Consider the following 25,913-nt stretch of genomic DNA (forward strand, 5'->3'; position numbering starts at 1 on the left):
ATTAGATTTGAGATTTGAGATTTGAGACATGAGAAAAAGACTCCTGCTCAACTTCCTTGATCTAATCTTATTTTTGCTTTAACCCTAAAATTTCCCGAGCTTCGGCTGGTGTTGCAATCCCGCGGCCTAATTCCTTCGCCAAACGAACTACTTTCTCAACCAACTGACCATTCGACTCAGCCACAACTCCTCTCGAAATCATTGTATTGTCTTCAAATCCTACACGAACATGCCCCCCATCAATAATGGCCGCAGTGGCCAATGGGAATTCAAAACGACCAACACCAGCAACCGTATAAGTTGCATCGGCAGGAATGCTTTCCCGTAAGAAAACGAAGTCGCGAAGAGTACCCGAAATTCCTCCATTCACTCCCATTACAAAATCGAAGTGCATCGGCGATTTAATAAACCCTTTTTTGTGAAGACGAAGTGCCATATCAATCATCGATTTATCGAACACTTCCAATTCTGGTTTAATACCTCTCTCAATCATTCTCTCACCAAAATACTTAATGGTGTTTTCAGTATTCTCGAAGATTTCATCGCCGCCAAAATTCAAAGTACCGCAATCTAAAGTTGCCATTTCAGGATTCAACTCTGTTGGTTGCAGTCTTTCATCGTTGGTCATACCTACAGCACCACCAGTAGATGGCTGAATAATTACATCAGGATATTTCGCATGAATCGCATCCATCACCATTTTAAAACGGCTCTTATCTTGGGTAGGAGTTCCATCATCAGTTCTCACATGAAGATGAATTATACTTGCTCCAGCCTCATAAGCCAAACCTGCTTCGCGCACGCATTCTTCGATAGTGTAAGGAACATTTGGATTGTGCTCTTTGGTAACTTCTGCGCCACAAATGGCTGCTGTGATGATCAGTTTTTCCATGGCTTATAATTATTTACGTTGAGATTTCTTAGGAGTAACACATGTTCCGACAGCTCTGCAAACTACAACTGGCTCTTCTAAAAAATCAGCTGCCGATTCAGAAATATCTGTTCTTGGCACAATTACTTTGCGGGCCTCGAAAGTCATTTTACGGCTTGAGTTGCCTTCTTTTATAATTTCGCCAACTGCTTCGATGTAATCACCTGCATAAACAGGAGCTAAAAATTCAATACTTTCGTATCCTGCAAACAATCCTTCATCACCATCGCGACGGATTAATAATTCTGTTGCTACGTCACCAAATAACTGAAGCATTTTTGCTCCATCAACCAAATTTCCACCATAATGAGCGTCATGAGAACTCATGCGCATTCTTATCATTGCCTTTTCCATTTGTCTATATTAGTTAGTTGTTTACAATAAAATCTACAAAAATAGATGGAGTTTTTACCTCTTCCGGCTTCAGTGTTCCAGCCTCTACCATCTGCTTAGCTTCTACAATTACCAAATCGGCAGCAGTAGCCATTAATGGATTAAAATTCTGAGTGGTTCCTCTATAAGTAAGATTACCCTGAGTATCAGAAATGCTTGCTCCAATCAAGGCAACATCTGCCCGCAAAGGTTTCTCAAGCAAAAACTCTTTTCCATCAACAGTTATAATCTCCTTACCTTCGGCAACCATGGTTCCCAAACCTGTTGGAGTAAGAACTCCACCTAACCCAGCTCCACCAGAACGAACGCGCTCAGCCAAAGTACCCTGAGGACTAAATTCCACTTCTATTTCTCCATTATTCATTTGCTCAATCGTAGCAGGATTTGTTCCAATATGAGAAGTAATCACCTTAACAACCTGTCTGTTGGCAATCAATTTTCCCAAACCTTTATCAGCAAAAGCAGTATCATTACAAATGATAGTTAAATTTTTAACATTGGAAGAAACGACCTGATCGATCATATTATTTGCTGTTCCAACCGAAAGAAATCCTCCGATCATGATGGTCATTCCATCCTGCAATTTGGCAACTGCTTCTTTAATTGAGATTATCTTGTTCATCGAAAATTTGTTTTTACATTTTGCTTAAAAACTCTGAATTCTTAATAATACAGTAGTTTTAAATCTATTTTCGAAACAAAGATAATTTTTTAGTTTATTGATGAAAACGATTGCAGAACTCCGTATCAAGACCCATTCTAAATGGCACAAATATGAAACTCTTCAGTCTTTTTATTCATTCTAAACAAGCTTGCAGAAAGGTTCAAAAAGGCTATTTTTGACTATTTTAATGTTATTATTTTAACATTAGTGTTAATTTTAATCGCACGCTATACAAACTATCACATCAAAAACATGTCATACAACATGCGCCTTTTCATTCATTGACACACATGTTTTACAACACCATTTAATGTTTTAACGGTTTTTCACAAAAAATCTTCAAATCTTAATGCTTACAACTCTACAATCAATTAAATTAAAAGTAAAATCTGCCTATTTAAAGTAACAGCTATTAAAATTATTTTTGGGAGAATCCGAACTTTGCCACAAACTAATTTGTTTGTTTTTTAACAAATGCGCAAGAAACCATACCTTATTTGGTTTCCATCTGTATTTATTAGGAATACAGAGCGTTAAGAAATTACAATTTCAGGGAAACTATGCTTGTTTGAATATTCTCACTTGTCTGAAGCCCAAAACCAGCAATGCCACCAATTTTACAACTTCCATAAGCACGTATATGTGGTGAATTGAATTTTTCTCAGGCACCATTCCCATAATAATTAACTGTGCATGCTGATTTAATTCAGGGAGCAAATATCCCGACTGAGCAACTACAAAGGTGAAAATCGTTAAGCCGGTAAGCACAACAACTTTATCGGTATAATTGATAAACACATAAACCAAAAGCATTGCTGAAAAGATGCGCTCAATCATATTTAAAGCACCAAATACATGAACTCCCACATCCAATCCTGTTGGCAGGTCGAGCGACACAGCCCGAAACTTAACCCAGGCTTCCATAAAGCTAATCGCCAATAAAAACCCTACCCAAACGAAGGAAAGCACAAATCCGTATTTTGCTATTTTAGTCATATCTCTTTTTCTTATTTTGAAAGATTAAAAATAAGAAAAAGGATTCTAATTCTTTACTCTTTAGCAGAACTATTACAAACACTTGGAATCAATCGATACGGAAATAATACCAAATTAACATCAAAACATGCCTTATAAAATGTTTCTTTTCAGCTATATCTTCGTTAAAAAAGATGCAACGTAACATTGCTTTGCTTTACTTTTTTGCCTTGATACAGCTAAAATTAATTCATTTTAATTAAAGTCTGTTTTGAAATTAAATTGATATAAGCAAAAAAGTCCTTTTACATCAGCCACTGAATTTTCTGATAGTAAAAGGACAATACTTTTTAATTTTTTTCACTCATTTAAGAGTCTAATTCCTTCTTCCCATATAAATCATTACATAGTAAAGTAATGTTGCTAAGGAAGACAGAGCTGCAATAAAATAAGTATATGCCGCCCATTTCAATGCATCAAAAGCACTTTTCTGTGTTTCATAGGTTGTAATACCTGATGTTTTCAACCAAACCAAGGCTCTTCGACTAGCATCCACCTCTACAGGCAAGGTGATAATACTAAAAAGAGTAGTGCCGGCAAACAGTACTATCCCTGTCAAAAGTAGTTGAGGGAAAGTATTCACCATGACAATTCCAGCCAAAAGCAACCACTGTATCCAATTGGAACTAAAACTAACAATGGGTACCAAAGCCGATCGCATTTGCAGCCATGCATATGCTTCAGCATGTTGAATTGCATGTCCGGTTTCATGCGCAGCTACTGACGCTGACGCTATACTTCTACCATAGTAAACATCCTTACTCAGATTAATGGTTTTATTTTCCGGATTGTAATGATCAGATAACTGACCATCAACAGAACCGATCCGTACCCCTCTCACACCATGATCCCTCAACATCTGCTCAACCACCTCGCGTCCCGTCATACCATTTGCCGTAGGTATTTGAGAATACCTTTTAAATCTTGCTTTTAATTGACTACTCACCAGCCAGCTCAACAAAGTAAAAGCAATAAATATGATCCAAATTCCTCCCATTACAATTCCTCCAATTAATTTAACAGACATTTTAGATAAAAAACTCAAATTCTCTGCCAAGATTGATTCAAATACATTTCATGTCGATTTGACAGTTATTGCAGCACCTTAATTAAGAGCCATCCTCCCCAAACACAGCTAGATAGTACACCTATTCACAAATGTAAATATTTGAATTTCAAGGGAGTTAAACATCAATAAAAACAAAAAGCAGGTACCATTTCCTAGACATTCCATATAATTTGCTTATTTTTGCCTTTCCTTAAAACAAAAAGAACCAAGCAATGTTCACTGACTCAGATTTTGATGCTATTCGACCATATAACGATTCCGAAGTTGTAGAAACCATCGGACGTTTAATAAAAGAAGAAGCTTTTATTCGATTCTCACAACAGTTATTTCCAGGATTTTCGAAAGAGATGATTGTGAAAGCATTGGGAGAAGTAAAAACAATAAAGGAATTTCAGAGCAACTTCATTGTACGACTGGCACAACACATTATTGACCACACCACCAAAGGAATAACCATTGACGGACTGGAAAATCTTGATCCAAAAGAAAGTTATTTATTTATTTCGGATCATAGAGATATCATTTTGGATTCAGCCTTACTTAACGTGATGCTTTACAACAATGGTTTTGAAACAACTGAAATCGCTATTGGCAGTAATCTTTTAATTCAACCGTGGATAGCCGATTTAGTTAAACTAAACAAAAGCTTCGTTGTACAAAGAAACGTAACTGTTCGTCAGATGCTTACCAGCTCTAAGCAATTATCATCTTACATACAGTATGCATTAAACACTAAAAAATCATCTATTTGGATAGCGCAACGAGAAGGACGCACCAAAGATGGTGATGACAGAACTCAGCAAAGTTTGTTGAAAATGCTGCAAATGAGTGGAGATGTTACTTTCTCTGAGCACTTTAAAAGCTTACGAATTGTTCCTGTTGCCATTTCATACGAATACGAGCCATGCGATGCAATGAAAACCTTAGAAGTATACAAAAAAGAAACCGAAGAAGGTTTTAAGAAAACTCCTAAGGACGATTTACGAAGCATGATCAAAGGAATGGTTAATGAAAAAGGCCGCGTTAATTTTGTTATCGGAAAACCGATCTCTGCAATGCTCGATGTTATTGAAGAAATGGATGACAGCAGAGATAAATTCAAAGCTCTTGCTGATTTGATTGACTACAGAATACACAAGAACTACAAACTTTGGCCTGACAATTACATTGCCTACGATATCGTGAACCAAACGGATGAGTTCGCGGATAAATATACATCTGAAGAAAAAGATCTTTTCTTAAAGCACATGGAAAAGAAAATTAATCCGGATGAAGGAAATCTAGAAAGATTAAATCATATATTCCTGGAAATCTATGCGAATCCTGTAAAAAACAGATTGGAATTAAAAAAACCGGATTTTATCCCTGAAAAATAAAATACTATGGCTTTCTCAGGAAGGCCATTTTTTTTTGAACTGATTTTTTAATAATTTCATTCTATAAATAAAATTCATCTGGAATAAATACTCAGCAACTCATCTATTAAGATTCGCTAAAATTAAAAACACATGAAACTAATTAAACTCCTGCTAATCATGTCCACCTTTTTAATTATGGTGGCTGCAATATTAAACCTCCTGAACTCTTCGGCAGAAACCCCTGACAGAAGCGGAATCTATATTGAACTGATTGTCATGTTCATCCTTACAATTTCGATGGTATTATTGAACAATCAGGAAAAGAAGATTAAAGAGTTGGAAAAAAAACAAAATGAGGAGCTATAGCAGCTCCTTTTTTTACGCCTTCAACCTGAGAACAATAAATGAATAAGCTTACATTAATAAAACCGTAAAAAATGTTAAGACTTCTTAATGTATTCTTCAATCCTCAAAGAAAATTGTAGCTTAGTGGAACAAGTTCTGTTAAACACTATAAACTTGAATAATCATGCTTGAACAAACAAAAATCGTCCTCGCTAATGTAAGTTTTGATTTTGCTCTTTTTCGTAAAGAGTTGACAAAAGCCTTTCAGTGGCTAACACCAACTGATTTTGAGAAACTTAAAAATTGGTGTCTGGAAAATTATTCGGGTCGCTATCATGAGATACTTTCTGATGTTACCAACCCTCAGCTTTCATTATAATAAGTAAGTTACTTTATAAATTTCGAGGATCTTCAATTGAAGATCCTCTTTTTTATACCATCTCAAATTTGAATATTCATCCTTTAAAAAAAATAAAGTATCTTCGCAACGGAAAAAAAATCAGAAGATGATAAAATTTGTACGTCATATTAAAGTAGGAGACCAGGAATTCGAAACCTGGTTCGGAATGGAAATCAAAAAGAAAGGGAACAGACCTAATATTGATATTTTCTATTATACCGATGATCCGAGTGAAGAATTAAGCATGCATCAATTAATCAAATCAAATTTTCAGAGCAAAAAAGACGCTTTACAATTTGGGATTAAATTCATGCGGAGTATGTATCAGGATATGATACAACGCGAAAAAGAAGTCGCTAAAAAAGAAGAGAAAGCAGAACAATCTGATTCTACTGAAAAGGTTTCAGAATAAATATCTCATAAAAAAACGCCGGTCAAATGACCGGCGTTTTCTATATCAGGTAACTGTTACATGATTAGTTTATATCCTCGACCATGAACATTGATGATTTCAATGCCCGGCTCAGGCTTTAAATGCTTTCTTAGCTTAGTAATGTACACATCCATACTTCTGGCATTAAAATAATTATCATCGGACCAGATCGTTCTAAGAGCTAAATTTCGTTCCAAAACTTTATTCACATTATTACAGAGAAGTTTTAACAATTCTGATTCTTTCGTTGTCAGCTTAATTGTTGATTCACCATCCTGAAGAAACTGCTTCTTTGAATCGAATAAAAAGCGCCCTAATTTAAACTCTTCCTGGGTATTTTCACTTTTTACCCCTGAAGTTCTTCTTAAAACAGCTTCGATACGAACCAATAGCTCTTCCATACTAAAAGGCTTTGTCATATAATCATCGGCTCCCAATTTAAAACCCTCCAAAACATCTTCTTTCATCGACTTCGCAGTTAGGAAAATGATTGGAATCTCACTATTGATCAAACGAATATCCTTGGCCAAAGTAAAACCATCCCTATGCGGCATCATGATATCAAAAATACACAAATCATATGGATTTTTTAAAAATTCATCGTATGCCTTATCGCCATCTTCACGAAGTGTGGTGTTGTAGCCTTTTGCAACCAAATACTCTTTTAACAGAAGTCCTAGGTTAGCGTCATCTTCTGCTAATAAAATTTTAACTTGTTCCATATGTATCTATTTTTTTAAGGGAAGATATATTTCAAATTTGGATCCTTTATCAGGTATACTGTCAACACTAACCTGTCCATTATGGGCATCTACTATCTTTTTAACGTAAGACAATCCCAAACCAAATCCTTTAACGTCATGAACATTTCCCGTATGCACTCTAAAAAAACGCTCAAAAATCATTTTTTGATCTTCTTTCGAAATTCCAATGCCGTTATCTGTAACTGTAATAACAATACCCTTATTTTTATTTCTTGTACTAATACTAAGTTCCGGAGCATCCTTACAGTATTTAATGGCATTATCCAATAAATTCGCAATTACATTACTTAAATGAACCTCATCAGCCATTACCAGATCATGCTCTGCATCAATATTCTGATACATGTTCCCCTTTTTGTCTTCAACTCTTATAGTAAAGTTAGGTAATAAATTTTGAATTATTTTATGAACACTTATTGTCTTCAATTTCAATTTCATTCTAACCTCATTAAAAACCGCCATCTGCAAAACTTTCTCAACCTGATAGGTTAGTCTCCGACTTTCATCATTAATAATCTTAGCAATATGATCTCTTGTTGATGCGGTTGTGGTAACAGTATTATCCTTCAACATCTGAGAAGCTAACGAAATAGTTGCAATAGGAGTTTTAAACTCATGTGTCATATTATTAATGAAATCATTCTTTATGTTTGATAACCTTTTCTGACGAAAAATAATGAAAATCGTGAATGCACTGGAAAGAATTAAAACCAGAGTCAATATGAAAGATGGAAGTAACAAAGAGTATGATTGTAACATATACCTCTGCTGCCCGGGGAAATAAATATATAAAAAGTTTAGATTGGAGAAAAAATCATTGGGAAACAACTGCTTGCTGTATTTTTCGAAAGAAGGATTTCGAAAATAATTTTTTGATCTCTTCTCAAATTTATTATTTGATTTCACTGCATATTCAAAGTTCAGCTTAATCCCATTCTCCCGCAGCTTTTCCTGAATAAGCTGCGGCAACTTTTCCATTTTTATCCTTTCACTCAAAGAGAGCTGCGAGTTAGCTAATTGTCCTGCAATTAGAGCATATCTGGAATTACCCGATTTTAGAGTTTTATTAAACTGAGACTGCATTTTTGAAAGTCCGGATATACCTTCTGGATTTAAATACCCTTCCCCAATATTATATTCTTTGTTTTCGGAGTAAAAACTCAATCTGGCTTTTTCATGAGTGAAGTCCATAGGAATATTAATACTAAACCCTGAACTTTTAGAGCTGATTATTGTACCATTATTAAAGTTGGAAACATCACCTTCCAAAATAATCTGCTCTTTCTCTGCTCTTTCTAATTCTGAGACAACCTGATCTAAAGCCTTACTAACAGTAAGAGCAAGTTGTTCTTCTTTAATTTTAGAGGCTGACTGAAAAAAGTTAATCTGAACCAATATCAATCCCGATAAGGAAATACAGAGTACAATTGTTACAAGCCAAATATATTTTTGATTCATAGATACAAATATAAAAAAAACCAGCTGTAGCTATTCCAGCTTAACAATCTTTAACACAAGTTTAAATGGATACAATTACCAAAATTTCGGTTACCAAAACTCATCACCACTTTATAGATTTGGATTTAATCTATTTTAGACAAAAACGGCTGTTTTTCGATAAATTTTCACAAAAACGACTTTGAAGTTAATAATTTGACACTATATTTGCCAACGGAGAGCGAATCTATAAGAAACAATCTCCTTGATTAAAAATTTTGGTTAATAGTTAGATGAAAGGGCGGTTGTGGTTACCGTCCTTTTTTTTATACAGTTTTATTCGCAAAAGGAGATGAAAAAATCCACCTTCAACTTAAAACCAACCACAAATTTCTTTTTTTGAAAATCACTAACAGAGTGTAACAGGAGAGATTTAGCAAGCCAATTCCATTTGACTTATTCGTGCAAGAGCCTCTTGAGCAGCTTTTTGTTGAGCTTCCTTTTTAGATGTACCCATCCCCGTACCCATTTTCACTTCTTCCACCTCAACTTCAGAAGTAAACAATGGCAAATTCAATGCATCATCAATACCACCTTCGTGTGTATCAAAATAAACATCTTTCTTATTTTTTTGAGCCCACTCAATCAATTTGCTTTTAAAATTGGTTTCAACAGTAACCACTTCTTCCAAATTGATGTGAGTCCTAAAAATCTTATCCTCGATAAATTTTCTTGTTCTGTCGTACCCCTGATCGAGATAAATAGCTCCAATAAAAGCTTCAAATGCATCTCCGTAAATATGCTTGTTATTATTCAAGTTCACATTGGAGACAACCTGTTTGTCGAGCTCAATTTTAACCGCCAGCTTATTTAAGGATTGCCTGCTGACAATTTTAGATCTGATTTGAGTAAGAAAACCTTCGTCCTTATTGGGAAAGTACTTGTAGAGAATATCGGCGATTATGGCACCAAGAATAGCATCTCCAAGATATTCGAGACGTTCATTATTTAAACCGTAACCTTTTTTTTGGATGGTTGCAGATTTGTGTATGAAAGCGAGTTCATACAAATCAGGATTATTAGGTTTAACCCCCAGTGAATCAAAAAACAATCCATAAAACTCCCTTTCAGGATAGAAAAAAAGTTTTATGGATTGAAATATAGACTTTATCACAAATTATTCAATGAATGATTTGAAAATAACCGAAGCATTATGGCCACCAAACCCAAATGTATTGCTCAGGGCAGTGCGAATTTCGCGTTTCTGAGCCTTATGAAGTGTAAGGTTTAGTTTTTCATCAATGTTAGGATCCGCCTCGCTAAAGTTAATTGTAGGAGGAACTGTTTGATTGTTTATTGCCAAAATACAGGCAATAGCTTCAACAGCTCCTGCTGCTCCCAGCAAGTGACCAGTCATTGATTTTGTAGCACTAATGTTCAATTTATAGGCATGATCGCCAAACACTGTCTGAACCGCTTTTGTTTCAGGAATATCACCTACAGGTGTTGAAGTTCCATGAACATTGATATAATCAATTTCTTCTGGTTTTAGACAAGCGTCTTCTAACGCCATTTTCATAGCGTTAATCGCACCTCTTCCTTCCGGATGAGTTGCTGTTAGGTGATAAGCATCACCAGACATTCCACCACCAACAATTTCGGCGTAAATTTTTGCTCCTCGTTTTTTGGCGTGCTCGTATTCTTCAAATATCAAGCAACCACTTCCTTCACCCATAACAAAACCGTCACGGGTATTACAGAACGGACGAGATGCAGTTTTATACTCTTCATTGTTTGTAGATAATGCCTGCATAGAATTAAATCCACCCAACCCTGCTTCATTGATAGATGCTTCAGAACCTCCTGTAATAAAGATATTAGCTTTACCCAAACGGATGTAATTCATTGCATCAATCATTGCATGTGAAGCCGAAGCGCATGCAGAAACAGTACCATAATTAGGTCCTTGGAATCCATATTTCATTGAAATATGACCGGCGGCAATATCAGAAATCATCTTAGGAATGAAAAAAGGAGAGAAACGAGGAGTTCCATCCCCGTTTGCATATCCTGTAACTTCATCTAAGAAAGTTTTAATTCCGCCAATACCAGAACCCCAGATTACTCCAGCCTTTGTTAAATCTTCCGATTCAAGGTCAAGATTTGAATCTTCAATAGCTTGTTTGGCCGCAACCAAAGCATACTGAGCATACAGATCTAATTTTCTAACTTCCTTGCGGTCGAAATGATCATTCGGCTCGAAATTTTTAACTTCGCAAGCAAACTGAGTTTTGAACTTTGAAGCATCAAAATGAGTAATCAATCCTGATCCACCCACTCCGTTCTCCAAACTATCCCAATATTCGGCAACAGAATTACCAATTGGGTTAATTGTTCCGAGCCCAGTTACTACTACTCTTCTAAATTCCATAAAAAAGGTTCTGGTTAATAATTACTTAGCGTTTTCTCCGATGTAAGAAATAGCGTCACCTACAGTACCAATGTTTTCTGCTTGATCGTCTGGAATAGCGATATTAAATTCTTTTTCGAATTCCATGATAAGCTCAACTGTATCCAATGAATCAGCTCCAAGATCGTTAGTGAAACTAGCCTCAAGTGTTACCTCAGTTTCGTCCACACCCAACTTATCAACTATGATAGCTTTTACTCTAGATGCAATATCAGACATAACTTTAAAATTTTAAGTGATTAAATATTTAAACTAATTAATTTTCAACTGTGCAAAGAAATAAATTTACTCTAAATAATTCAAATTTATTTCACAAAGTTGCGGTCAAAGGTAATTCTTTTTCCTTTTCTGCGAAATTATTTCACTGCGAAATGCCTTTTGCATATATTTGTGTGTTTTAGTTACATTTGAAAACACAACATGAAACGACTAGCTATATTTGCCTCTGGATCAGGAAGTAATGCTGAAAATATCGCAAGGTATTTTAGCGACAAACCCGAATTTGAGATTTCGGCAATACTTTCCAACAACGCCAATGCCTTTGTACTTTCCAGAGCAAGAAGCCTAAATATTCCAACTTTAATTTTTTCCCGGTCAGAATTTAATGAAACGGATAAAATAATTGATTTTTTGGCTGAAAAAAAGGTCGATTTTATTGTTTTAGCAGGATTTCTTTGGTTGCTTCCTCTTAATTTACTGCGTAAATATCCCAATTCCATTGTTAATATTCACCCTGCCCTTTTACCAAAATATGGTGGAAAAGGAATGTATGGCATGAAAGTCCATCAGGCAGTTGTTGATAATAAAGAGACCGAGAGCGGTATTACCATTCATATGGTAAATGAGAAATATGATGAAGGGAAAATCGTATTTCAGGCCAAATGCAGTATTTCTCCAAATGATTCTGCAGAAGATGTTGCTGAAAAAATTCATAAACTGGAACATGAATTCTTCCCTAAAATAATTGAGCAATTACTCTAAAGTAATTGCTTCCTTCGGATTCAGTTCCTGCATCAACTTTTCCATTTCCTGCTTATATCTAAGCACGTTTTCTTCTTTCACTGGGGACACTGGAGGCGATTTCATATTTAATGGATTTATTGGAGTTCCATTTTTATAAACTCTAAAATCTAAATGAGGACCTGTTGCAAGACCGGTTGCTCCAACATATCCTATGGTTTCACCCTGCTTAACTCTGGTACCGGTATTCATTTTTTTAGCAAACCGGGAAAGATGCATATAAGTTGTTGTGTAAACGCTATTGTGTTTAATAGTCAGATAGTTTCCTCCTCCATTTGCCTGATATCCTCTTTTGGTAATAACACCATCACCAATTGTGTGAACAGGTGTACCTGTAGGCGCTGCGTAATCAACACCATGATGAGCCCGATACCTTTTTAAAACAGGATGATACCTGTTATTAGAAAACTTAGAGCTAATTCGTGAATATCGCAAAGGAGCTTTTAAAAATGCTTTCTGCAGACTTTTACCTTCCTCATCAAAGTAACCTTCTTTATCACCTTCAACAAATGCAAAAGCATAATTATCTGAGTTATGGTGTACAAAATTTGCAGCAATCACTTTTATTTGATGAATCGGTTTGTCATCCACATATGATTCTTCGTATATAACATTAAACTGATCACCCTTCCCTATGCCAAAAAAATCAATAGTCCAGGCGTAAATATCGGAAAGTTCAATCGATAGCAAAGGATCAGAATTGGCTTCAACCATTGCATTCCACAATGACGACTCAATACGCCCTTTTATTTGCTTCCTATATTTAATGATTTCCTTTTCACCCTTAAATACATCCAGAGTATCGCGTAAATCGAATACGATATATTCAACGGGAGTGTTTTCATAAATAAAGTACTCCGGCGTTTTCAAACTGTCTTTGGTGAAAAGAACTGAATACTCATGCCCGGACTTAATCCTTCTGACATTAAAAACCTTCTTTGCTTTCCTTGCAATATTATCAATAGTACCAAAACTAACATCATATTGCCGTAATATCGTTGATAAGCTGTGATTTCGTTTTACCTTATTAGTTTCTACAGAAAATTCTTCAATGGGAAATCCATATTTTAAATGCACCTGCGCTACCTCTGTGGAGTCAATTACCACTTCTTCCTGATCAATTTGTTCTACTAACTCTTTGTTTGAATACCATTTAAATATAATTAAACCTAACAGAACGGCACCTGCAATTAATAGAAACCTATAGTTCAAGAATTTTTTTATCATGGATATTTATTTTTGTGAGGCCTAAAGGTATAACTGTTTTTATAGTCACACAACTAATATTACTGACAGATATCTGTTTTAAGCTTTTTTAAGAAATTGCTATTTAATTTTATCGAATCCCTTTCCGTAAACTCCCATTACGCTTCCCAGAGAAATAAATGCATCCGGATCCACCAACTTAATCATATTCAAAATAGTTTGAGATTCTCTTTTCCTGGCCAACAGCATTAATACTTTAACATCTTCCCCACTAAAACCACCTGTTGCGCTAAGAACAGTTATTCCCTGATCAAGAGAATAAACAACCTCTTTTCTAATCTCATCAGGCTTTCGTGTAAAAATAAAGATCTGTACAGACTGTTTGCTTCCCTCAATAATCATATCAACACAATAGGCACTTACTCCCATGGTAACAAATCCATATACAACCTGTTCAATGGAATGCTCTAACAAATACGAAGACGAAATAATAACAACATCAATTGTAAGTAACAATTGTCCGGGGCTGTAATTCTTATACTTATTAATCATCATGGCCAGAATATCAGTTCCCCCTGTACTCCCTCCACGTGACAATATCATTCCGGCACTGGCACCAGCCAGTATTCCTCCAATGATAGCACACATGAATCGATCAGAAACCAACGGTTCCGTTATCAAAGACTGAAACAGCCAAAGAAAAAAGGAAAGAACAGTAATTCCATAAATGGTTTTAATCCCAAAACCGAAACCCAAAACGCGCAATGCCACAAGAAGAAAAACAGAGTTAATAAGGAAAACACTATATCCAACCTTAAAACCTGTAACATAGTAAATCATGGTTGCAATACCACCAACACCCGAACCTACAATTTCTGCAGGAATAATGAATCCGGTCCACGCAAGCGAACCGACCAACAAGCCTATTGTGATAATTAGGTATGATTGAAAATCAAATTTTGACATTTGTATCGAACTGCTTTTTTTCATAATAACTACCCTCTTATTTCTTCAAAACCTAAGCCATAAACCCCCATTACCGATCCCATTGATATAAAGGCATTTCCATCGATTTGCTTTACTAATTTAAATATTGATGGTGCTTCATGTTTTCGAACCACTACCATCAATATCTTTTTATTTTCTTTTGAGTACCAACCTGTTGCATCCATCACCGACACTCCCCTGTTCATGGTTCCGGTAATTTCATTGGCAATCTTCTCAAACTCTGTCGAAATAATAAAAAGCTGAGCAGATTGTTTCGATCCGGAAATTACCATATCAATAGCGTAAGCTGTAATAGACATTACTACGTAACCATACACAATAGTAGGTACATCTTTAAACACGATATAAGATGAAGCAATGATAAAAATATCAAGATATAATATAATACGGCCGGGACTGATATTTTTGTATTTATTGATAATCATTGCTATAATATCAGTACCTCCGGAACTACCTCCTTGAGATATCGTGATACCAACTCCAATCCCGGATAATGCACCTCCAATAATTGCAGCCATAAATTTTTCATTCACTAAAGGTTCAGGAATAAGCTTAGGCAAAACTGAAAGTAATACCGACCCTACAATAATTGCAAATACTGTTTTAACACCAAATTTACTACCCAATATTTTTAGAGCTATCAGTATTAAAAAGGCATTAATAATAAAATAAGAATAACCAACAGGAATTGCTTTTGCGCTTGCAAAATAAATTAATGTGCCAATACCACTAACCCCCCCTCCGATTATACCGGATGGGATTAAAAAGGCAGCCCAACTAAAACAATATATTGCCATCCCAACAGTAATTATTACCAGGGATTTTAATTCAGAATAATTTATTTTCATCTCGTATCAAAAAAAAAAGCTTTAAGCTTTGTTGTCAAATAGTCAACAAAGCTTAAAGCCAGAAACTTATTTGAATAATTTATTTATACTACTATATTTATGATCTTATTAGGAACGATAATAATTTTCTTAGGAGTCTTTCCATCAATCCATTTTTGAGATTTTTCTAAAGAAAGAACTTCCTTTTCAATTTCATCTCTGCTGAGATTTACTGGTAATTCCAATATAAATCTCATTTTACCATTAAATGAAACAGGATATTTATGAATATTTTCCTGAACGAAACTTTCGTTGAACTCCGGGAAATCTGCCTTCGTTATACTTGTTGCATTTCCACATAAAGCCCATAGTTCTTCAGCAACATGAGGTGCAAAAGGAGCAAGAATAACCAAAAGATTTTCAAGAACGGCTTTATTGTTACACTTCAAAGTATACAACTCATTCACACAAATCATGAAAGCTGAAACTGAGGTATTGAATGAAAAACGCTCAATATCATCCTGTATTTTCTTAATGGTTTTGTGAAGAACCTTTAATTCGTCTTGTGTTGGCTCACTGCTTGCCAATTCAAATTCACCTGCTTCATTATGAAACAACCGCCATAATTTTTTCAGGAATTTATGAACTCCATCTATTCCATTTGTATCCCATGGCTTATGCGCTTCCAACGGTCCCAAAAACATTTCGTATAAACGCAAAGTATCAGCTCCGTATTCTTCAACAATTACGTCAGGATTTACCACATTAAACATGGACTTAGACATCTTTTCAACAGCCCAGCCACAATGGTATTTTCCGTCTTCTAAAATGAATTCTGCATTCTTATATTCAGGCATCCAGTTTTTAAAGGCTTCCAAATCAAGAACATCATTTTTCACAATATTCACATCAACGTGAATTGCTGTGGTATCATATTCCTCTATTAATCCGTGAGAAACGTATTTATTGGATTTCTTATCACGATAAACAAAATTCGATCGTCCCTGAATCATTCCCTGGTTGATCAATTTCCTGAAAGGCTCATCCTTACATACTTCATTGATATCGAAAAGGAATTTATTCCAAAAACGAGAATAGATTAAGTGCCCCGTAGCATGCTCGGTACCACCAATATACAGATCAACATCCTGCCAGTATTCATTTGCTTCGGCAGAAACCAATGCCTCATTATTACGAGGATCCATATATCGTAAATAGTAAGCCGATGACCCCGCAAAACCAGGCATTGTATTCAATTCAATTGGATACCCATCTTCGGTAATCCAATCTTTTGCGCGTCCTAAAGGTGGTTCTCCACTCTCTGTTGGCAGATATTTATCAATCTCAGGCAATTCTAAAGGCAACTTGTCCAAATCCATCATTTGAGGCATACCATCTTTAAAATAAACAGGAAAAGGTTCTCCCCAATATCTTTGACGAGAGAAGATAGCATCTCTCAATCTGTAGTTGATTTTTTTCTTTCCTAAACCTCTGGCTTCAACTTCCTCGTTTGCCTTTACAATAGCATCTTTTACATCCAATCCATTTAAAAAATCAGAGTTCATTGATTGTCCTTCTTTGGCATCGTAGGATTCCTCAGAAATATCACCACCTGACACAACCTGAACAATCGGCAAATCGAAATGTTTTGCAAAAGCGTAATCGCGGCTATCATGAGCCGGAACCGCCATAATTGCACCTGTTCCATATCCGGCGAGCACATAATCACTCACCCAAACCGGTATTTCCTCGCCTGTAAAAGGATGAATTGCATATGCACCGGTAAATGCACCGCTTACCGTTTTAACATCGGCCAAACGCTCTCTTTCTGTTCTTTTGCTGGTTGCCTCGATGTAAGCATCAATATTCGCCTGGCAATCTGGAGTCGTTAATTCCTTCACCAAATCGCTCTCCGGAGCTAAAACCATAAAAGTAACACCAAAAATGGTGTCCGGACGGGTAGTAAAAATCTCCATTTTTAGTTCAGAACCTTTCACGCCAAAGTTAACTTCAGCACCTACAGACCGTCCAATCCAGTTTTTCTGAATCTCTTTTAAAGAGTCCGTCCACTCCAAATTATCCAAACCATCCAACAAACGTTTTGCGTAGGCAGAAACACGCAATGACCATTGACGCATTTTCTTTTGCTCAACAGGGTGTCCTCCGCGAACAGAAGCTCCATCTTTCACCTCATCATTCGCTAAAACGGTACCTAATTTAGGACACCAGTTAACCATTGTATCGGCTAAATATGCCAATCTGTAGTTTAAAAGAACAGTTTGTTTTTCGATATCTGAAAAGCCTTTCCACTCATCAGCAGTAAACATTTCTGTTTCTGAACAGGCAGCATTCACTTTTCCATTTCCTGAAAGCTCAAATTGTGTAACTAAAGACTCAATTGATTCTGCTTTTTGTGAATCGATATTGAAATAGTGATTGAACATTTGAATAAATGCCCATTGAGTCCACTTATAATACTCAGGCTCGCAAGTACGAACTTCACGATCCCAATCGTATGAAAAGCCAATTTTATTTAATTGCTGGCGATATCTGGTAATATTTGTTTCTGTTGTAATAGCGGGATGCTGTCCTGTTTGTATTGCATATTGCTCAGCAGGCAAACCATAAGCATCATACCCCATCGGATGAAGCACATTAAATCCCTTTAAAGTTTTATAGCGGGAATATATATCAGAAGCGATATATCCAAGTGGGTGACCAACATGCAAACCAGCCCCCGAAGGATATGGAAACATATCGAGCACATAAAATTTGGGCTTTTCAGAATTCACTTCAACTTTGTAGGTTTTCTCTTCAGTCCAATACTTCTGCCACTTTTTTTCTATTTCTTTAAAGTCGTACTCCATGGTAATCTTGATAAAATATGGTTATTTCTTGCGTTTCAAAGCGCAAAATTAGCAAAAGTTTATAAATATTTACCGAGTTTAAGAAGGAAGTACAATTTTATTAAGATATGGATTCTAATGGTTTAGGCATGTAAGTTTAAAACAATGAATTATATTTATTTACAGGAATGTATTTAGATGCGATGCAGAACAAAATATTTTTCTAAATTTGCACTCGTAATTGGCCCGTTAGTTCAGCTGAATAGAACGTCAGATTCCGGTTCTGAAGGTCACAGGTTTGAATCCTGTACGGGTCACAAATAAAGCCGATCAATATTAATTGATTGGCTTTTGCATTTCATTCCATCGGGTACAATCCAAAAATCAACACATTCTCAAACAATTATCTCTTTCAATATAATTGTGACAAGAGTTTTACAGAATACATTGACATGAATCTGATTCTTTTGGGGATGGGCTAACAAAAAAAGGAGTCCAAACGGACTCCTTTTTTAATATGTATAAACTTGGAATATTATTCCGCTGTTTCACGTGTAGAATAATTCAACTTTAACGAACTTGCTTTTCTAAGTTCTTGCTTAATGTCGATAATAATACCCATCTTAGTATATTGATCAACTTTAAGAGAAGTAGTCAACTTGTTTCGTAATTCCTCTTTTCTTGCTTCTCTTTCAGCAGCAATAAAAGCCTGAATATCATCAACTGTTGAAAATTGGTCGTTCAATTGAATTTGTGGTTCAGTACCCATCGTTTTTGCAAATTTTCTCATTGGAACACCTACATAGATGTTACTAACAAGATCCTTTTTTTCCAATTTCACGATTTCTTTTGCACTTGGAACCATAATATTAACATTCAACTCCACTTCACGCATGGTTGTACTAACCATGAAGAAAAATAAAAGCATGAATACGATATCAGGAAGAGAGGCTGTTGAAATTTCCGGAAGCTCCTTAGAACCACCTTTTTTAAATTTTCCCATTATTTTTTTCCTCCCACATTTTTAGGTTCAGCTTCAGAAATTTGCATTGGCACATAATCCCGAACAGCATCCTGCTGCTCCTCATTCAAGTCTGCATATTTCTTGTTCCACTTTTGCATTGCCTTCTCATCTTTTAATTCACGAGATGCTGCTGCAAGTTCGTCCTGTACTTTAATGTACATTTCGTAACTAGTTCCGCGGTCATTTTGCAAAGAAACCAAACCTTTTGAAACCATTACATCTCCAAAAAAAGGAATTGTAGTAAGTTTTTTCTCAGGTAAATCTGCACTATTCAGCGGGTTCAGGATAAATTCTTTTGTTTTTTCACGCAGTTGTGAAATACTTAGAATTTCTCCATTAACCAATAAGTCATCGTTGCGGTTAACCAAAATAGCTAAAACATTACGTTGTTTAACCTTTGGTGCGTCTATTTCCTCTTCCTCTGGAATTGGTGGTAACTTTTTATAGATACCTGTATCAATGTCCATAGTAGTCGAAACCAAGAAGAAAATTAACAACAAGAATGCAATATCGGCCATCGAACTAGAATTAATCTCTGGTGTCTTTCTTGCCATAATATTATAATCTAAAGGTATATCGATCCGAATTAAAAACCCGAATCATTTACTTAACGTAATTTTCTTAATATTTCGGTCACAACAATAGCTGCAACTGTTCCAACACCTAGAATGTACATGGTGTAAAGTACAGTATCCGCAAATTGCAGTGCTCCTGGAGTGTTATCAGCACCAGTATAACCAGGAAGATCTAACAGTGTTGCATCTGATAATGAATAAGCAATAAGGATTACCAAACCCAAACCAACTAATCCACCCAAACCTTTAACAGCTCCTTTAGGATTAGTCACTAACTGAATGATAGGAAAACCCAAAGCCAACCCGGCACAAACAACAAACAATGCTTTGGCCCAATTCAATAAAACATCAGTATAAACAGGTGTTTGATCCGCTTGATTTGGTAGATCTCCACCTAAGTAAAACATGGCAACAAAAATTGCTGTTAGACCAATCATTACATAGGTGAGAATATTTAAATATTTACTCAATGTATTTGACATAGTCTAAAATTATTTTTTCATGTTGTATTTTACAAGGATATCAAGAAGAGAGATAGAAGCATCTTCCATGTTATTCACGATACTGTCAATTTTTGAAGTACAGTAGTTATAGAATACCTGAAGGATCATCGCAACGATCAAACCAGATACAGTAGTAATCAAGGCCACTTTAATACCACCTGCTACAGCTGCCGGAGAAATAGTACCCATAGACTGGATAGAATCGAAAGCGTCGATCATACCAATTACAGTACCCATAAATCCTAACATAGGAGCCAGACCAATCATCAAACCAATCCAAGAAAGACCTTTTTCTAAAAGCCCCATCTGTACAGATCCGTAAGAAACAACTGATTTCTCAACTACTTCAATACCTTCATCGATACGATCAAGACCTTGATAGAAAATACTGGCAATAGGGCCACGAGTATTTCTACAAACTTCTTTAGCTGCTTCAACGCCACCGTTGTTCAATGCATCTTCAAGATTAGCGAACAATTTTTTAGTATTAGTTGTCGACATATTCAAGTAAATAATTCTTTCGATAGAAAGAGCTAAACCTAAAATAAGTGTTAACAATACAAAACTCATAAACATCGCACCACCTTGGATGAATTGTTTTTTCACAACTTGGTGAAAAGAAGTACTTTCGATAGCTTCTTCTTCCATTACTGGGGTTGCTTTTTCAACAACTTCTTCTGCAACTTCCCCAGCAACTTGCGTTGTATCTACGGTAGCTTGTTCTGCTGTCTCATCCTGAGCAAATACGTTTGTTGACGCTCCTAAGCTTAGCATCCCGATAACTGCTATAAATGCAAATAACTTTTTCATAGTCTGTTTTTCAAATTTTAATTAACGAAATTATTTTTTACAAAATTAAACGATTACGATCTCTAAAACAACTAATTACTTAGTTGAATATTCCTTTTAATAAGAAAAGTCTTTCTACATCTGTTTTCCATGATAATCATGAATTTAATTTTATGTAATACAGAAGGGACTAAACAGTGCACCAAATTACAAAAAAAATGTGAAAAACAAATAAACTATTGGCTTAATTCGCCTTTCAAAGATTTATTTAAAAGGAATTTGATTTGTTCTGAATTTAAGTTTTTCCCCAACACATACATAAGTTTGGTTACCGCAGCCTCAGTAGTTATATCTCTGCCACTAACAACACCTGCATGTAATAGCTCCAGACTAGTTTCATACAAGCCCATCTCAACACTTCCAGCAGCACATTGAGTAACATTATATACGATTATCCCCTTCTCGATTGCAGCTTTAACTGAGTCGATAAACCACTTATCCGTAGGTGCATTTCCGGCTCCATATGTTTCCATTATTACAGCTTTCAATCCTTTACTGTTAAGAATGGAGTCAACCACAGTCTTATTTATACCCGGAAATATCTTTAAGATCGCAATATTTAGATCCAAAGATGTTGATATTTCTAATTCTCCCGGCTGACTTGGGTAATGAATAGCGGCATAATTATAATTGATATGGATTCCAATCTTTGCCAAATCAGGATAATTATACGAATGAAACGCATTAAAATGTTCTGCATTGTGCTTTGTAGTTCTATTGCCCCGAAAAAGTTTATTCTCGAACACAACACAAACTTCAGGCACCATAGCTTGTCCGTTTTGATAAGCTGCAGCAATTTCAATAGCTGTAATTAAATTCTCCTTCCCGTCAGTTCTTAACGTACCTATTGGCAATTGAGATCCGGTAAGGATAACTGGTTTTTGTAAATTATCCAGCATAAAACTTAAAGCTGAAGCAGTGTACGACATAGTATCCGTTCCATGCAATACAACAAAGCCATCAAATTTCTGATAATTCTCTTTTATTATTTCAACAATCTTTATCCATACCCTCGGATTTAAGTTTGATGAATCAATCAATGGCTCAAAAGCTATTGATTCCAATTTAAACCCAAATCCGTTCAATTCCGGAACCTGTTTTAGGATATGATCAAAATCAAATGGTTTTAACGAACCTGTTTCAGGATCGTTCACCATACCAATTGTTCCTCCGGTATATATTATTAAAATAGAAGTTTGTTTCTGTTCCATTTTATTTCAATTCAATATTGAATAATTTTGCCGCATTTGCACTTGTTGTTTTGGCCACCTCATCTAAGCTAAGCTGATAAATTTCAGAAAGCTTACTGGCAATATAAACCAAGTACGAACTTTCGTTTCTTTTTCCCCTCTTTGGCACAGGCGCCAGATAAGGAGCATCAGTTTCCAAAATCAGATGATCCAATCCAATAGATCCGACTGTTTTATCAAGTCCGGAATTCTTAAAGGTTACAATTCCATTAATCCCTAACAGAAATCCAAAACCAATTGCTTTTACAGCTTGCTCCGTATTTCCGGTAAAGCTGTGAAACACACCTTTTAAATTACTATTGCGGTAAGATTCCAATATTTCAAAAATCTCATCAAATGAATCTCTGGCATGAATAACAATTGGAAGCTCTCTTTCAAGTGCCCAATTTATTTGAGTATCGAAAACAATTTGCTGCTCTTTCACATAAGCTTTGTCCCAATACAAATCCATACCTATTTCACCAATCGCACAATAATCTCCTTTTGCAAGCCAGGCTTTACAATTCTCCAACTCTTCCCTGTAGTTTTCTTTTACTGATGTAGGGTGAAGTCCCATCATGGGCACGCACACATCAGGAAAACGTTGAACCAATCGATTCATTTTTGGTATCGATTCCGAATCAATATTAGGAAGCAGAATTTTCCCGATATTTACTTTCCTGCAATTTGAGATAATTTCTTCAATATCATCTTTAAAATCATCTGAATATATATGGGAATGGGTATCAATCAATTTCATCTTTACACAACTTTTCTGCAAACATATACAAACAGGAGTGACTTGCCAAACTAATAATAAGCGAATATCAATTAAAAAAAGCCGGCAAAGCCGGCTTTTATATAGTAGGCGATATAGTATATTATACGCAGCCTTGAGCCAACATAGCTTCGGCAACTTTTACGAAACCGCCAATATTAGCACCTTTAATATAGTTGATGCGTCCATTTTCAGTACCGAATTTAACACAAGTATCGTGAATATCTTTCATGATACGACCCAACTTCTCATCCACCTCTTCAGTAGACCAGTTGAAACGCATAGAATTTTGTGACATCTCTAAACCAGACACAGCAACACCACCAGCATTAGCCGCTTTACCAGGAGCGAAAGCCAAAGCATCCACTAAATAGAAAGCTGCATCAGCAGTACAACCCATGTTTGAAGTCTCAACAACATATTTACATCCGTTTGCTTCCAATAATTTAGCATCCTCTAAATTCAACTCATTTTGAATTGCACAAGGAAAAGCCAAATCGACTTTAACCTCCCAAGGTTTTTTACCAGGGAAGAATTTAGCACCAAATTTTTCAGCATAAGGAGCAACAACATCATTATTAGAAGCTCTCAAATCCAATAAATAATCGATCTTTTCAGCATTTAAACCTTCCTGATCATATACATATCCATCAGGACCAGAGATAGTAACAACTTTAGCACCTAACTCTACTAATTTAAGAGCAGCACCCCAAGTAACATTACCAAAACCTGAAAGTGCAACAATTTTACCATCTAAGGTTTCATTGTTTTCAGCCAGCATGTGCTGAGCGAAATATACAGCTCCAAATCCAGTTGCTTCAGGACGAATTAATGATCCACCAAATTCAAGACCTTTACCAGTCAATACACCAACAAATTCGTTACGAATTCTCTTGTATTGTCCGAATAAATATCCAATCTCACGACCACCTACTCCGATATCACCGGCAGGAACATCTGTATTAGGACCGATGTGTCTGCAAAGCTCAGTCATGAAACTTTGACAAAAACGCATAATTTCGTTATCTGATCTTCCTTTAGCATTGAAATCAGAACCTCCTTTTCCACCACCCATAGGTAATGTTGTTAAAGAGTTTTTGAATGTCTGCTCAAAGCCTAAAAATTTTAATGCACTTAATGTAACCGATGGGTGAAAACGTAATCCACCTTTATAGGGTCCAATTGCACTATTGAATTCAACACGGTATCCGCGGTTGATTTCTACTTCACCATTATCATTGATCCATGGTACACGAAACATGATTGTACGTTCCGGCTCACACATTTTATCAAGAATTTTCGCAGCTTTGTACTTAGGATTTGCATCATAAGTTTCCCAAACTGTTTCTACTACTTCTTGAACTGCCTGATGAAATTCTGCTTCTCCAGGAGTTTTGGCCTTTAGGCCTTCCATGAATTCATTAATCTTTGCTTCCATGCCAAACTATGTTATGAAATTAAATTAGATTGTGTTGTTTTAAATATTAGTTCTTGGTTCAAAAGTATATATTTTTTCATAATCACAAATTAAATTAATATTTTTTTTACAACGTTTTCGTAAACTTTTTACATCTCATTATCAACACCTTACACAGTATAAATTTCTGCTCTACAACATTTATCAAAAAAAAATGATAAAATTCATGTATTCAAAGTGTAGATTTTCCCCGGAAGTGACTTTATTATGCCTTCAAATTCCAATTTCAGAAGTAAACTCGACACTTTACTCATCGGAAATGATGTTTTCAGACTAATACTATCTATAGGCATGTTACCTTTCTCCTTAAGTACCTGAACAAGTGACTCCTCTTCGGGAGATAGCTCAATAAATAATTTTGTCTGAACCGTTTTAGGACTCTTATTCTTATTTTCCCATCCTAATATGTATTCCAAATCGGCAACACTCTCTATAAGGTGAGCCTGATTCGTTTTTATTAGTTTATTACAACCCGTAGAACCTTTATCATATGTTCGGCCTGGAAATGCAAAAACATCTCTATTGTACGAATTGGCAATATCAGCAGTCACCAACGAACCTCCTTTTGATGCCGACTCAATAACAATAGTAGCATCTGCCATTCCTGCGATGATTCTGTTCCTGCGAACGAAATTTTTAGGATCGAATTTACTTTTGGATGTGAATTCACTAATTAATGCCCCTTGGTTAACTATCTCCTCAGCATATCTTTTGTGCTGCGAAGGGTACATCATATGCAATCCGTGACCTATTGCAGCAACAGTTTGCAATTGGTTTCGCAAAGCTGCCTTATGGGCACAAATATCAACACCATAAGCAAGACCACTTATAATTAAAGGCTTAACCTCCTTTTCGGATAAATCCTGTATCAGCTTATTGCAGATCTCCCGTCCGTAATCACTGGCATTTCTGGTTCCTACAATACTAAGAGTACGTGCCGCATTAAAATCAGTATTTCCTTTATAATATAATGTGCAAGGCGAATCGGCACAATTTAAAAGCCTTTGCGGATAATCTTTCTCTAAATAGAAACTAACATTGATATGATTATCTGATATAAACTTTTGCTCTTCCTCTGCCAATTGGATCGCGTTATCACGATCCAGCTTATCGATAAAAGATTGGCCGATTCCCGGAATTTTTAGCAAATTTTGTTTTTTCTCTTTAAACAGTCCCTCAATACTTCCGGTATAGGCAATTACTTTCTTTGTATTAACCGGACCTATCCCATTCAAAAAACTAACAGCAATTTTATAAATATCCTCCATATAT

Annotated in this window: 27 protein-coding genes and 1 tRNA gene; 6 read left to right on the forward strand and 22 right to left on the reverse strand. The window is 35.8% G+C overall.

The features are described from left to right. Positions 1 to 67: 67 nt before the first annotated feature. The 5 genes from kce to GQR60_RS16240 form a co-directional block, all read right to left on the reverse strand. Positions 68 to 892 (reverse strand): 3-keto-5-aminohexanoate cleavage enzyme, encoded by an 825-nt coding sequence (kce, locus tag GQR60_RS16220; protein WP_124993945.1) that lies wholly within the window; start codon positions 890 to 892, stop codon positions 68 to 70. Between the two features lie 9 nt (positions 893 to 901). After that, on the reverse strand, positions 902 to 1,285 hold the full coding sequence (gene kal / locus GQR60_RS16225; protein WP_124993946.1) for a 3-aminobutyryl-CoA ammonia lyase: 384 nt from the start codon (positions 1,283 to 1,285) through the stop codon (positions 902 to 904). Between the two features lie 13 nt (positions 1,286 to 1,298). Further along, positions 1,299 to 1,946 carry a CoA transferase subunit A gene (locus GQR60_RS16230; RefSeq protein WP_124993947.1) on the reverse strand — a complete coding sequence of 216 codons (648 nt, stop codon included), beginning with the start codon at positions 1,944 to 1,946 and terminating at the stop codon, positions 1,299 to 1,301. 600 nt (positions 1,947 to 2,546) lie between these two features. After that, complete coding sequence (locus tag GQR60_RS16235; protein ID WP_124993948.1) at positions 2,547 to 2,984, reverse strand: hypothetical protein; 438 nt, start codon at positions 2,982 to 2,984, stop codon at positions 2,547 to 2,549. Between the two features lie 355 nt (positions 2,985 to 3,339). Further along, positions 3,340 to 4,050: a zinc metallopeptidase gene (locus tag GQR60_RS16240; RefSeq protein ID WP_225441440.1), complete on the reverse strand. Its 711-nt coding sequence runs from the start codon at positions 4,048 to 4,050 to the stop codon at positions 3,340 to 3,342. Positions 4,051 to 4,304: 254 nt separating this feature from the next. On the opposite strand from GQR60_RS16240, the gene GQR60_RS16245 reads away from it, so the two are divergent. The 4 genes from GQR60_RS16245 to GQR60_RS16260 all read left to right on the forward strand — a co-directional run bounded on the left by GQR60_RS16245 (position 4,305) and on the right by GQR60_RS16260 (position 6,607). Beyond that, positions 4,305 to 5,468: a 1-acyl-sn-glycerol-3-phosphate acyltransferase gene (locus tag GQR60_RS16245; RefSeq protein WP_124993949.1), complete on the forward strand. Its 1,164-nt coding sequence runs from the start codon at positions 4,305 to 4,307 to the stop codon at positions 5,466 to 5,468. Positions 5,469 to 5,600: 132 nt separating this feature from the next. Further along, the gene (locus GQR60_RS16250) at positions 5,601 to 5,816 is read left to right on the forward strand and encodes a hypothetical protein (RefSeq protein WP_124993950.1); all 216 of its coding nucleotides are present in this window, start codon (positions 5,601 to 5,603) and stop codon (positions 5,814 to 5,816) included. A 163-nt stretch (positions 5,817 to 5,979) separates the two neighbouring features. Continuing rightward, positions 5,980 to 6,174: a hypothetical protein gene (locus GQR60_RS16255; RefSeq protein WP_101309434.1), complete on the forward strand. Its 195-nt coding sequence runs from the start codon at positions 5,980 to 5,982 to the stop codon at positions 6,172 to 6,174. A gap of 127 nt (positions 6,175 to 6,301) precedes the next feature. Then, a complete protein-coding gene (locus GQR60_RS16260; RefSeq protein WP_124993951.1) occupies positions 6,302 to 6,607 on the forward strand; it encodes a hypothetical protein in 306 nt (101 codons plus the stop codon). Between the two features lie 56 nt (positions 6,608 to 6,663). On the opposite strand, the gene rprY is transcribed toward GQR60_RS16260, so the two are convergent. The 5 genes from rprY to GQR60_RS16285 form a co-directional block, all read right to left on the reverse strand. Next, positions 6,664 to 7,350, reverse strand: a complete 687-nt coding sequence (rprY, locus tag GQR60_RS16265) for a response regulator transcription factor RprY (protein WP_101309436.1) — start codon at positions 7,348 to 7,350, stop codon at positions 6,664 to 6,666. A 6-nt stretch (positions 7,351 to 7,356) separates the two neighbouring features. Further along, positions 7,357 to 8,850 carry a sensor histidine kinase gene (locus GQR60_RS16270; protein ID WP_124993952.1) on the reverse strand — a complete coding sequence of 498 codons (1,494 nt, stop codon included), beginning with the start codon at positions 8,848 to 8,850 and terminating at the stop codon, positions 7,357 to 7,359. A gap of 412 nt (positions 8,851 to 9,262) precedes the next feature. Further along, positions 9,263 to 10,003 carry a ribonuclease III gene (rnc, locus tag GQR60_RS16275; protein ID WP_124993953.1) on the reverse strand — a complete coding sequence of 247 codons (741 nt, stop codon included), beginning with the start codon at positions 10,001 to 10,003 and terminating at the stop codon, positions 9,263 to 9,265. A 3-nt stretch (positions 10,004 to 10,006) separates the two neighbouring features. After that, positions 10,007 to 11,260: a beta-ketoacyl-ACP synthase II gene (gene fabF / locus GQR60_RS16280; protein WP_101309439.1), complete on the reverse strand. Its 1,254-nt coding sequence runs from the start codon at positions 11,258 to 11,260 to the stop codon at positions 10,007 to 10,009. A 21-nt stretch (positions 11,261 to 11,281) separates the two neighbouring features. Then, positions 11,282 to 11,518: an acyl carrier protein gene (locus tag GQR60_RS16285; RefSeq protein ID WP_096429419.1), complete on the reverse strand. Its 237-nt coding sequence runs from the start codon at positions 11,516 to 11,518 to the stop codon at positions 11,282 to 11,284. A gap of 201 nt (positions 11,519 to 11,719) precedes the next feature. Between GQR60_RS16285 and purN the strand changes: the two genes are divergently transcribed. Continuing rightward, on the forward strand, positions 11,720 to 12,280 hold the full coding sequence (gene purN / locus GQR60_RS16290) for a phosphoribosylglycinamide formyltransferase (protein ID WP_124993954.1): 561 nt from the start codon (positions 11,720 to 11,722) through the stop codon (positions 12,278 to 12,280). On the opposite strand, the gene GQR60_RS16295 is transcribed toward purN, so the two are convergent. The 4 genes from GQR60_RS16295 to leuS form a co-directional block, all read right to left on the reverse strand. After that, positions 12,272 to 13,546, reverse strand: a complete 1,275-nt coding sequence (locus tag GQR60_RS16295) for a M23 family metallopeptidase (protein ID WP_124993955.1) — start codon at positions 13,544 to 13,546, stop codon at positions 12,272 to 12,274. The genes purN and GQR60_RS16295 overlap by 9 nt on opposite strands. A 99-nt stretch (positions 13,547 to 13,645) precedes the next feature. Continuing rightward, positions 13,646 to 14,491 carry a YitT family protein gene (locus GQR60_RS16300; RefSeq protein ID WP_225441441.1) on the reverse strand — a complete coding sequence of 282 codons (846 nt, stop codon included), beginning with the start codon at positions 14,489 to 14,491 and terminating at the stop codon, positions 13,646 to 13,648. Positions 14,492 to 14,520: 29 nt separating this feature from the next. After that, positions 14,521 to 15,381: a YitT family protein gene (locus GQR60_RS16305; RefSeq protein WP_124993957.1), complete on the reverse strand. Its 861-nt coding sequence runs from the start codon at positions 15,379 to 15,381 to the stop codon at positions 14,521 to 14,523. 83 nt (positions 15,382 to 15,464) lie between these two features. Continuing rightward, positions 15,465 to 18,227 (reverse strand): leucine--tRNA ligase, encoded by a 2,763-nt coding sequence (gene leuS, locus GQR60_RS16310; RefSeq protein WP_124993958.1) that lies wholly within the window; start codon positions 18,225 to 18,227, stop codon positions 15,465 to 15,467. A gap of 222 nt (positions 18,228 to 18,449) precedes the next feature. Here leuS and GQR60_RS16315 point away from each other — a divergent pair. Continuing rightward, positions 18,450 to 18,523 (forward strand) — tRNA-Arg (locus GQR60_RS16315). A gap of 218 nt (positions 18,524 to 18,741) precedes the next feature. Here GQR60_RS16315 and GQR60_RS16320 read toward each other — a convergent pair. From GQR60_RS16320 to dprA, 8 genes are all read right to left on the reverse strand, one after another. Next, a complete protein-coding gene (locus GQR60_RS16320; protein ID WP_124993959.1) occupies positions 18,742 to 19,209 on the reverse strand; it encodes an ExbD/TolR family protein in 468 nt (155 codons plus the stop codon). Then, on the reverse strand, positions 19,209 to 19,784 hold the full coding sequence (locus GQR60_RS16325; protein WP_124993960.1) for an ExbD/TolR family protein: 576 nt from the start codon (positions 19,782 to 19,784) through the stop codon (positions 19,209 to 19,211). The genes GQR60_RS16320 and GQR60_RS16325 overlap by 1 nt, the downstream gene beginning before the upstream one ends. A 53-nt stretch (positions 19,785 to 19,837) precedes the next feature. Beyond that, positions 19,838 to 20,287, reverse strand: a complete 450-nt coding sequence (locus GQR60_RS16330) for a hypothetical protein (RefSeq protein ID WP_124993961.1) — start codon at positions 20,285 to 20,287, stop codon at positions 19,838 to 19,840. Positions 20,288 to 20,296: 9 nt separating this feature from the next. After that, positions 20,297 to 21,118, reverse strand: a complete 822-nt coding sequence (locus tag GQR60_RS16335) for a MotA/TolQ/ExbB proton channel family protein (RefSeq protein ID WP_124993962.1) — start codon at positions 21,116 to 21,118, stop codon at positions 20,297 to 20,299. Between the two features lie 215 nt (positions 21,119 to 21,333). Next, positions 21,334 to 22,368: an asparaginase gene (locus GQR60_RS16340; RefSeq protein WP_124993963.1), complete on the reverse strand. Its 1,035-nt coding sequence runs from the start codon at positions 22,366 to 22,368 to the stop codon at positions 21,334 to 21,336. Position 22,369: 1 nt separating this feature from the next. Then, positions 22,370 to 23,146 carry a TatD family hydrolase gene (locus GQR60_RS16345; protein WP_124993964.1) on the reverse strand — a complete coding sequence of 259 codons (777 nt, stop codon included), beginning with the start codon at positions 23,144 to 23,146 and terminating at the stop codon, positions 22,370 to 22,372. Between the two features lie 121 nt (positions 23,147 to 23,267). Further along, the gene (gdhA, locus tag GQR60_RS16350; protein WP_124993965.1) at positions 23,268 to 24,602 is read right to left on the reverse strand and encodes an NADP-specific glutamate dehydrogenase; all 1,335 of its coding nucleotides are present in this window, start codon (positions 24,600 to 24,602) and stop codon (positions 23,268 to 23,270) included. A 203-nt stretch (positions 24,603 to 24,805) separates the two neighbouring features. Then, entirely contained in the window at positions 24,806 to 25,909 is a 1,104-nt protein-coding gene (gene dprA / locus GQR60_RS16355; RefSeq protein ID WP_124993966.1) for a DNA-processing protein DprA, read from the reverse strand. Between the last annotated feature and the right edge of the window lie 4 nt (positions 25,910 to 25,913).

The organism is Labilibaculum euxinicum (genome assembly GCF_009795715.1).
Classification (GTDB): domain Bacteria; phylum Bacteroidota; class Bacteroidia; order Bacteroidales; family Marinifilaceae; genus Labilibaculum; species Labilibaculum euxinus.